Raw genomic sequence first — 7,861 nt, forward strand, 5'->3', positions numbered from 1 at the left:
GGCGGGCCTCGCAGCCGAGGTCGAGCAGGACCTCGTTGGCGGCGCGGACGAAGGTGGCGTGCTCGCGGCGCTCGTCGGGGCCGAGTTCGGCGAGGTCGGCGGCGAAGCTCGCGGCGTCGAGGCGCTCGACGCTCACCTCGGGGTGGAGCGCGCCGTACTTTTCCAGGAGGGCGGCGTCGTGGGTGTAGACGGCGTGGACGACGGCCTGACCGCTGGCGACGGCGACCTGCCCGACCTGCCGGAAGAGGTTGAGGTCGCTCACAAAGCGGACGCGGGTGCTGCGGCGCAGGAACTCCGGGAGGGTGATGCGGCCGAGGCTCGTCTCGAAGGGCAGCCAGGGCAGGAACAGCTCGAAGAACTCGTCGTCCTCCACGGCGAGGGCCTTGATGCTGAGGTAGTGCAGCGCGATGAGGGCGCGCAGGCGGGCGGGTTCGTGCTCGGCGAGGCGCAGCAGGTAGTCGCGCAGGGCGCGGCCGATCTCCTCGCGGGCCGCGTGGAGGCTGGCGTCCTCGTACAGGGCGTCGCGGGCGGCGTTGGGGCGCAGGTCGCGCGCGTCGAGGATGCACTTGACGAAGAAGGCCCAGTCGGGCACGAGGTGTTCGCTGTCCTCGCTGAGGAGCATGCCGCGCAGGTAGACGCGGTGCCTTCCGCGCACGGCGAGGGTGGGCGTCCACGGGAGGACGTAGGCGACGCCGCGTACGTCCCCGGCGGCCGTGCGGATCACGACGGCGTCGAAGGGGTCCACGCCGAGCAGGTCGGCGCCCCCGTCGATGAGGGCGGCGCGCAGGGCGTCGCCTTCGGCGTGGGTGTCCCAGGGGGCGGGGCGGTCGTTGACGACGCTTTCGCCCTCGGGGCAGCGGACCGTGACGGGGTAGGGCAGCAGGGCGGCGTAGCTCGCGCACCACGCGCGGACGCGTTCGGGGTCGAAGTAGCCCTCGCGGCCGCTCTTGGCGCGCAGGACGACGCGGGTACCCACGGTGCGCGCGGTCTCGTCCTCGGGGTCGAGTTCGGTGAGGGTGTACTGTCCGTCGGCGTAGCCGGTCCAGCGGACCGCCGAGGCGCCCGTGACGGAGCGGGTGACGAGTTCGATCTCGTCGGCGACGACGAAGCAGGAGAGCAGGCCGATGCCGAACTGTCCGATGAAGTCGCGGTCGCCGCGCTTGCTGGAGCGCCCGATGGTGGCGAGGAAGGCGTGGACGCCGTCCGCGTCGAGGCCGATGCCGTCGTCCTCGAAGGTGAGGATGGGCGGCCCGTCCACGCCGGGGGTGAGGGTGACGGTGAGCCCTCCGCGGTGGCCGGGCTGGGCGGCGGCGCGGGCCGTGAGGGCGTCGACGCCGTTCTGAAGGAGTTCTCGCAGGTACACCTCGGGTCCGCCGTAGAGGTGTTCGGAGAGCAGGTCGATCATGCCTCGCAGGTCGACCTGGAAGGTGTGCCGCATAAATGGCATTTAAGCACGGGTTCACAGGCCGCTCATGAGCGATGAGACGTTTCTGAGCGCCTTTCTCTCACACGTGGGCGGGCACCCCCGAACGATGAAGACACGCGCCGCCAGGGTACGCTGGGGCATGACGCCACCCCAGTTCAGCGGTCCCCTGCACGAACTCGTCGCGAACGCCCACGGCAACCACGCGCGCGTCGTGGAGCTCCTCGACACGCACCCCGACCTGCTGGAGGCCCGCTTCGCGGACTGGGACGAGACGCCGATGGAGGCCGCCGCGCACACCGGCTCGCGCGCCATCGCCGAGGAACTGGAGCGCCGCGGCGCGACGCCCACCGTGCCCGCCCTCGCGATGCTGGGCCGCGCCGGGACCCTGCGCGCCCTGCTCGCCGACCGGCCCGAGCTCGCGCAGGTGAGCGGCGCGCACGGCATCTCTCTGCTGTTCCACGCCGCGCTCAGCGGGGACCCGGAGACCCTGCAGACCGTCTGGGACGCGGGCGCGCGCGTGGGTCTCGATCACGCTCTGCACGGCGCGATCAATGCCCGCAGCCCCGAGGCGCTGGCGTGGCTGCTGGAGCAGGGCGCGGGCGTCACCGCGACGGACTGGCAGGGCAAGACGCCCGAGCAGGCCGCGCGGGAGCGCGGCCTGGACGACCTGGCGGGGATCATCGCGGCGCGCGCCTAACCTCCGGCGCGCAGTTCCCGGTACCGGGCGGCGAGCGCCTCCCACGGCTCGATGCGGAAGTGGTTGTCCCCGAGCGGGCTGGTGGAGGGCAGCACCCACAGTTCCGTGCCCTCCAGGTCACGCGCCTGGGGGCCGTAGGGCAGCCGTCCGGTGGGCACGCCGAGCGCCTCGCTCGCGGCGCGCTTGCTGGTGAAGGCCACCAGCCGGGGGCGGTAGCGCTCGATCTTGCCGTGCAGTTCCAGCGGCGCGAAGGCCTCCCTCGGCAGGGCGCTGTCGATGCCGGAGTGCCGCTTCGCGACGTCGGTCAGGCCGATGTCGAGGTCGAGCAGCAGCGGGTACTCCGTGGGACGCAGGCGACGCGGCGTGAGGCCCACCCGGTGCAGGGTGGGCCAGAACTTGTTCTGCGGGTGCGCGTAGTACGCCCGCTCCCGCGCCGAGGTGAGGCTTGGCGCGGTCCCGCAGAAGACCAGCGTGAGATCCTCGCGCAGCAGATCGGGAACGATGTAGTCAAGGGTCATCAGCAGTCAGCAGTCAGTGGTCAGTGGTCAGTGGTCAGTGATCAGTGGTCAGTGGTCGGCCATGAGGGTCAGCAGACTGACGGCTGATGGCTGATGGCTGACCGCTGACCGCTCCCTCAGTACCCGTCGGAGTAGCGCTCGTCCTTGAAGGGGTCGCCGCGCATGTGGTAGCCGTTGCGTTCCCAGAAGCCGGGCATGTCGTGGTCCATGAACTCCAGACCGCTGATCCACTTCGCGCTCTTCCAGAAGTACAGGTGCGGCACCACGAGCCGCATGGGCCCGCCGTGCTCCGTCTCCAGCGGCGCGCCGCCGAAGTCGTGCGCGAGCAGGTTCAGGGGGCGCACGAAGTCCTCCAGGCTGAGGTTCGTGGTGTACCCGCCGTAGGAGTGGATCATGACGTGCGTGGCGCCGGGCCTGAGCTGCACGCGGCTCATCAGCTCGGGCACCGTGACGCCCGTCCAGGTCGTGTCGAGCTTGCTCCAGTGGGTCACGCAGTGGATGTCGTACGTCAGGGTCGTCTGCGGCATCGCGAGCAGGTCGGCCCAGGTGAAGGTCTGCTCCTCCGCGAGGCCCCACACGCGCACCTCGACGTTCTGCGGCTCGATGCGGGGCGTGGGTCCGTACGTCAGGACGGGGAAGCGGGTCGTGAGGGTCTGACCGGGCGGGATGCGGCCCCCCTGGTCGTCCTCGGGCTTGCGGAAGAACTTGCCGAGCATGTGACCTCCATTCGCGGCGGCCCGCGCGGACCGTCAGTGGCTCAGGCTAGCACCGCGCGTTGAGGGGGCCGCGTGCCCTGGGCTACCGAAACCTTGAGCGGGCGTTTCGCCTCGCGGCCCGGCGTGCCGTACGCTGGGAGGTGCCCGGCCCAGCGCGGGGCGAGGAGGTTTCATGCGCATCTCCGGTCAAGCGAGCGTCGTGTTCCTGAGTGTCGCCGTGCTGCTCGGCGCCTCCCCGCCCTCTCTCGCCCAGACGGGCACCCCGGCGAGCCCCGCGCCCGCCGCACAACTCCGCCTGCCCGCCGGGACCACCTTCGTCACGGAACTCGAGGGCATCCGCGAGTACCGCCTCGCGAACGGCCTGAAGGTGCTGCTCTTCCCCGACGCGACGAAGCAGACGGTCACCATCAACACCACGTACCTCGTGGGCTCGCGGCAGGAGGGCGGCGGCGAGACCGGCATGGCGCACCTGCTGGAGCACATGGTCTTCAAGGGCACGCCCACGCACCCGAACATCCCCGCCGAGTTCAAGACGCGCGGCGTGGACTTCAACGGCACCACCTCCTATGACCGCACGAACTACTTCATGACGATGCCCGCCACGGACGACAACCTCCGCTGGGGTCTCGGCCTGGAGGCGGACCGGATGGTGAACTCCTTCATCGCCAAGAAGGACCTCGACTCGGAGATGACGGTCGTCCGCAACGAGTTCGAGGCGGGCGAGAACGACCCCGGCTCGGTGCTCCTGAAGCAGGTGCAGTCCGTCGCGTACGACTGGCACCCCTACGGCAACGCCACCATCGGCAACCGCAGCGACGTGGAGAACGTCCCCATCGAGAAGCTTCAGGCGTTCTACAAACGCTTCTACCAGCCCGACAACGCGGTGCTGCTCCTCGCGGGCCGCTTCGATCCGCAGCTCGCGCTCGACACGGTCGCCGCGACCTTCGGGAAGCTCGCGAAGCCCACGCGGGTGCTCGACAGGGAGTACACCGTGGAGCCCCCGCAGGAGGGCGAGCGCAGCGTCACGGTCCGCCGCGTCGGCGACGAGCAGATCCTGATGTCGGCCTACCACGTGCCGTCCGCGCTGCACCCGGACTACGCCGCCGTGGACGTCATGACGGACCTGCTGGGCGACACGCCCTCGGGACGGCTGCACAAGGCGCTCGTGGAGGGCGGCAAGGCGACCGCCGTGGGCGGCTTCGCGCGGCTGCGTCCCGGGCCCACCCTGACCCTGTTCTACGCGTTCCTGCCGAAGGACGAGGCGGTCGGGCCCGTCCGCGACACCTTCCTGAAGACCATCGAGGACTTCGCGTCCACCGCGCCCACGCAGGCCGACGTGGACCGCATCAAGGCCCTCAACGAGCGCGGCTTCGAGAACATCGTCGCGAACCCCGGTCAGCTCGGCGTGCAGCTCAGCGAGTTCATGGCGCTGGGCGACTGGCGCACCTTCTTCTTCCTGCGTGACGCCGTGCAGAAGGTCACGCCCGCCGACGTGCAGCGCGTGGCGAGGGCGTACCTGCGGCCCGTGAACCGCACCCTCGGGCAGTTCGTGCCGAGCGAACGCAACGAGTCCGTGGCCATCCCGACCGCGCCGGGCGTGCAGGACGTCCTGAAGGGGTACACGGGCCGCGCGGCGGTCGCGGCGGGCGAGACGCTCGACCCCGACCCCCTGGCGCTGGAGGCGCGCGTGCGCCGTGAGACGCTCGGCGGCCTGAAGGTCGCGACGCTCCCGTACCGCTCGCGCGGCGCGAAGGTGGAGCTCACCCTCAACCTGAAGTTCGGCAACGAGAACGCCCTGCGGGGCCGCACGACCGCGGCGGGCTTCGTCGGGGAGATGCTGGAGCGCGGCAGCAGCGGCCTCAGCCGTCAGGACCTGCAGGACCGCCTCGCGCGGCTCAAGTCCACCATGAACGTGTCGGGCAGCGCGACGGGCGCGACCGTGCGGGTCTCCTCGGACCGTCAGAACCTGCCCGAGGTGCTGCGGCTCATGACCACCGTGCTGCGTCAGCCCGCCTGGAACGCGCAGGAGTTCGAGCAGCTGAGGCGTGAGGCCGTCAGCGGCGTGGAGGCGGGCCGCAACGACCCGGAGACGCTCGCGAGCCTCGCGTTCTCGCGGCACTTCATGCCCGCGGGCGCGAAGCGCGGCGACGTGCGCTACGTCCCCACCCTCGACGAGCAGCTCGCGGACCTGCGCGCGCTGACGCTCGCGGACGTGCGCAAGTTCTACGAGGACTTCTGGGGCGGCAACGTCGCCTTCGCGGGCGTCGTGGGCGACTTCGACGCGCCCGCCGTGACGGCGCAGCTCTCGCAGGCCCTCTCGGGCTGGACGTCCAAGACGCCCTACGAGCGGGTGAAGGCCGTGAACACGCAGCCCGCGCCCGCGAACGTGACGGTGGAGGTGCCGGACAAGGCGAACGCGGTGTTCCTCGCGGGCCTGAGCTTCCCCCTGACGGACCTGTCGCCCGACTACCCGGCGCTCGTCGTGGCGAACTACGTCCTCGGCGGGGGCAGCCTGAGCTCGCGCCTCGCGGACCGGCTGCGGCAGAAGGAGGGCCTGAGCTACGGGGTGGAGAGCGGCTTCTCCGCGGACCCGCGCGATCCGGACGCGCTCGTGCAGGCCTACGCGATCTACAACCCGGTGAACGGCGCGAAGCTGGAGCAGGGCTTCCGCGAGGAGGTCTCGCGGGCCGTGTCGGGCGGCTTCACGGACGCGGAGGTCGCGGCGGCCAAGCAGGGCCTGCTGCAGGCGCGCCGCCTCGCGCGCACGGGCGACGCGACGCTCGCGAACGCGCTCGCGACGCAGGGGGACCTCGGGCGGACGTTCCGCACGAGCGCGGACTTCGACGCGAAGTTCGCGGCCCTCACGACGGCGCAGGTGAACGCCGCCCTCAAGAAGTACGTGGACCCCTCGAAGTTCAGCCTGTTCAAGGCGGGCACCTTCAAGAAGTAGCGCGAACGTGAGAGGGGGCGCCTCCGGTCGGGGGCGCCCCCTCCTCTTTCGGGACGAGTGCCCCGGCCGCCGGGGTTACCCTGGCATGAAGGCCGAGTGCCCTCCGGCATGAGCTCGGGGCCAGAACGCGAAGCGGGCTGGCAGCGGAGCGTCATCGACGGAAGCGCTGGAGAACACGGTGCGTTCTGGACGCGGGCTCTAATGTGTACGTCATACACTAAGTCGGGCTGGATGCGCTACCATGGGGTCGTGAGGCCGTGACCTCGTCCTGACGGGCGGCGGCTGAACTGGAGTGGGTGAAGATGGACAGCAAGCAGCAGGCAAAACACGACCTCGACCGCGCCAAGCTCGTCTCGGCCGTCGAGGACATGCTGAGCGTCGTCCGCGGCGTTCCGAACGAGCTGGTGCCCTTCGACTGGGTGCGGCACCTCGCGCCGCACGGCGAGCATCACCTCGGGCTGCAATCCATCCCGGTGGACAGCGTGATCGGCAGCGTGGACCGCTACCGCGAATTCACCCGCCACTTCCTCCCCCGCGAGGAGTACCTCGACGAACGCTGGATCGCCATCCGCGAGGCGCAGCTCAAGGGACGCGAGCTGCCCCCCATCCAGGTGTACAAGGTCGGCGAGCTCTACTTCGTCAAGGACGGCAACCACCGCGTGAGCGTCGCGCGGCGCAACGGCCAGAAGTACATCGACGCGCACATCATCGAGCTCGACGTGCGCGTCGCGCCCGAGCCGGGCGACACCCTGCGCGACCTCATCGTCAAGGGCGAGTACGCGCACTTCCTGGAGGTCACGAACCTCGACGAGGTCGTGCCCGGCCACCGCCCCATCCGCTTCACCACCCCGGGCCGCTACGACGTCCTGCTCGACCACATCCGCACGAGGCAGTACTTCCTGGGCCTCAAGCACGGCCGCGAGGTCACCTGGGAGGAGGCGGTCGAGAGCTGGCACCGCCGCCTGTACGCGCGCGTCACCGAGCACATCGAGACGCACCGGCTGCTGCGCCTCTTCCCCGGCCGCACCGAGGCGGACCTGTACCTCTGGATCATGGATCACCGCTACTTCCTCACGCAGCGCTACGGCTTCGACGTGGGCAGCGAGGTCGCCACGCTGGACTTCACCCGGCATCACGCGCCGCCCGCGTGGCGCCGCCTCGGCAAGCGCATCCGCCTGCTGCTGCACGGCCACAGACTCACGCCCACCACCTGAGGCCCCAACGCCGCCTCAAGACCCCGGAGCCGCGCGCGCGGCACAATACGGCCATGAACCAGCAGAGCAACGCGGGCGAGCGTCAGAAGGGCGTGCGGGGCTTCGAGCTCGACGCGCACCTCACCTTCGCTCATCCCCTCTCGCGCGAGGACGCCACGCGGACGCTCTCCGCGTGGGGTCTGCGCACCACCCTCTACGGCGACACGGAAATCCGCGCGGCGCGCCTCACCGGCGTCCTCGACGCGCAGGAGGTGCGCCGCCTGCTGGAGGTCGGCCTGCACGGCGGCGTCCTGCGCGGCGCGGAACTCGGCCTGCGCGGCTTCCTGCGCTCCCCGTCGGG

The 7,861-nt window shown here is 70.9% G+C and carries 7 protein-coding genes; 4 read left to right on the plus strand and 3 right to left on the minus strand.

Annotated features, from left to right (window positions below; genetic code table 11):
• On the minus strand, window positions 1-1,438 hold a 1,438-nt coding region (locus DEIPI_RS27520; protein ID WP_052351560.1), incomplete at its 3' end, for an HSP90 family protein.
• 127 nt (window positions 1,439-1,565) lie between these two features.
• Here DEIPI_RS27520 and DEIPI_RS40825 point away from each other — a divergent pair.
• Window positions 1,566-2,123 (plus strand): ankyrin repeat domain-containing protein, encoded by a 558-nt coding sequence (locus tag DEIPI_RS40825; RefSeq protein WP_052351561.1) that lies wholly within the window; start codon window positions 1,566-1,568, stop codon window positions 2,121-2,123.
• Here DEIPI_RS40825 and DEIPI_RS0101270 read toward each other — a convergent pair.
• Together DEIPI_RS0101270 and DEIPI_RS0101275 are read right to left on the minus strand one after the other, a co-directional pair.
• Window positions 2,120-2,641: a mismatch-specific DNA-glycosylase gene (locus DEIPI_RS0101270; RefSeq protein WP_027480599.1), complete on the minus strand. Its 522-nt coding sequence runs from the start codon at window positions 2,639-2,641 to the stop codon at window positions 2,120-2,122. The two genes, DEIPI_RS40825 and DEIPI_RS0101270, sit on opposite strands and share 4 nt — an antisense overlap.
• Window positions 2,642-2,757: 116 nt before the next feature.
• The gene (locus DEIPI_RS0101275) at window positions 2,758-3,357 is read right to left on the minus strand and encodes a sulfite oxidase-like oxidoreductase (RefSeq protein ID WP_027480600.1); all 600 of its coding nucleotides are present in this window, start codon (window positions 3,355-3,357) and stop codon (window positions 2,758-2,760) included.
• Window positions 3,358-3,529: 172 nt separating this feature from the next.
• Here DEIPI_RS0101275 and DEIPI_RS0101280 point away from each other — a divergent pair, with 172 nt between their 5' ends.
• The 3 genes from DEIPI_RS0101280 to DEIPI_RS38635 form a co-directional block, all read left to right on the plus strand.
• Complete coding sequence (locus DEIPI_RS0101280) at window positions 3,530-6,307, plus strand: M16 family metallopeptidase (RefSeq protein WP_027480601.1); 2,778 nt, start codon at window positions 3,530-3,532, stop codon at window positions 6,305-6,307.
• Window positions 6,308-6,609: 302 nt separating this feature from the next.
• A complete protein-coding gene (locus DEIPI_RS0101285) occupies window positions 6,610-7,521 on the plus strand; it encodes a ParB N-terminal domain-containing protein (RefSeq protein WP_027480602.1) in 912 nt (303 codons plus the stop codon).
• Window positions 7,522-7,574: 53 nt separating this feature from the next.
• The coding region (locus DEIPI_RS38635) for a hypothetical protein (protein ID WP_027480603.1) at window positions 7,575-7,861 on the plus strand (287 nt) is incomplete at its 3' end.

The sequence above is a fragment of the Deinococcus pimensis DSM 21231 genome (assembly GCF_000519345.1).
Taxonomy (GTDB): Bacteria; Deinococcota; Deinococci; order Deinococcales; family Deinococcaceae; genus Deinococcus_A; species Deinococcus_A pimensis.